Raw genomic sequence first — 1,643 nt, 5'->3', positions numbered from 1 at the left:
GGGGCGGCGGCGGCCCCGAAGCCCCGCCGCGCCCGAGCGGCCGCGGGCCGACGTCAGGACGGGCCGACGGAAGTGCTGATTATCCGGACAAATACGACACGCTTCCCCGGATCACCCGTTCGTGGCGATACGTTGCCGACGAGGCCCATCCGCACACGGACAGGAGCGTTCATGAGGGGACAGAAACCGGTCGTGGTGGCGGCCGCCGTGGTCGCCAGTCTCTGCCTCGGCACCGGTGTCGCCGCCGCGGGCGATGGCTGGGGTGCGCCGAAGCCCGGCAGCGATGGCGCCGGCGACAGCTACTACCCGCAGGACGGCAACGGTGGCTACGACGTCGCCGACTACAACCTGAAGGTCACCTACGACCCGGCGTCGCACCAGCTCACCGGGAACCAGGACATCGCCGCGCGGGCGACGCAGGCGCTCAGCTCGTTCAACCTGGACTTCAAGGGCCTGACCGTCGACTCGGTCAAGGTCGACGGCCGGGACGCGAAGTTCAGCCGGACCGGCGATCACGAGCTGGTCGTCACGCCGTCGCGCGCGCTGTGGCGGGGTCAGCATTTCAAGGTGAAGATCGCCTACCACGGCGTGCCCGCGCCGATCAGCGATCCGTCGCTCGGCAACAACGGCTGGCAGTTCGCCCAGGCGGGTGGCGCGTTCGTCGCCGGCGAGCCGCGGTCGGCCACGACCTGGTACCCGGTCAACGACACGCCGCTCGACAAGGCCACCTTCCACCTCGCGATCACCGTTCCCGACGAGTGGGGCGTGATCGCCAACGGCCGCGAGAAGCCGTCGATCAAGACGCCGAACGGCACCACGCACGTCTGGGCCGAAGAGACGCCGATCGTGCCGTACATGACGACCGTCGCGATCGACAAGTGGACCTTCGACCGCCAGAAGCGCAAGGACGGGACCCCGATCGTCAGCGCGTTCGCGCCCGGCGTCCCCGACTCGACGAAGCAGGCCGAGGCCCGGCTGCCGGAGATCCTCGACTTCCTCGAGTCGAAGTTCGGCAAGTACCCGATCGACGCGGCGGGCGGCATCTTCCTCAACGAGCAGATCGGCTTCTCGCTGGAGACGATGAGCCGGCCGATCTACTCGGCGGGCTGGGCGGGCACGGTCCCGACGATCGTCCACGAGAACGCCCACCAGTGGTACGGCGACTCGGTGGCGGTCGCGCACTGGCGCGACGTCTGCCTCAACGAGTGCTTCGCCTCCTACGCCACCTGGCTGTGGGACGAGGCGAAGGAGGGCGTCGACCTGAACGCGCAGTACGCGAACGACGTCAAGACGGCGTCGGCGCGGCTGTGGAACGGCAAGCTCTACGACATGGGTCAGGGCAACGAGTTCACGTACGTGTACTCGAAGGGCCCGATGATGCTGCACGCGCTGCGCAACTACATCGGTGAGCAGGCGTTTTCCTGGGTCCTGAAGACCTGGCCGTCGCTGCACCGCGACGGGAACGCGAGCGTGCAGGAGTTCCAGCGGTTCACCGAGTTCGCGGCGCACCGGAGCCTCCAGGGCTTCTTCGACGCGTGGGTGTACGGCAGCGGCAAGCCCGCCGACCAGTACCTCTACCCGGGTGGGCTCAAGCCCGCCGCCTGAGCGCCGGTCGTCGAGGCCACCCTGCGGACGTAGGGTGG

1 protein-coding gene is annotated in these 1,643 nt (G+C 68.8%); it reads left to right on the top strand.

The genetic code is table 11. The features are described from left to right. The first annotated feature begins 171 nt into the window (after positions 1-171). Positions 172-1,605, top strand: a complete 1,434-nt coding sequence (locus ACWEVN_RS47850) for a M1 family metallopeptidase (protein WP_449687905.1) — start codon at positions 172-174, stop codon at positions 1,603-1,605. The last annotated feature ends 38 nt before the right edge of the window (positions 1,606-1,643 follow it).

It is taken from the genome of Amycolatopsis sp. NPDC003861, from assembly GCF_053605405.1.
Note: the sequence above shows the minus strand (reverse complement) of the source record. Positions and strands in the feature narration are given on the sequence as shown.

Coding starts and splice junctions, on each gene's coding strand:
- ACWEVN_RS47850 (WP_449687905.1), top strand. CDS start 172: ATGAGGGGACAGAAACCGGTCGTGGTGGCGGCCGCCGTGGTCGCCAGT.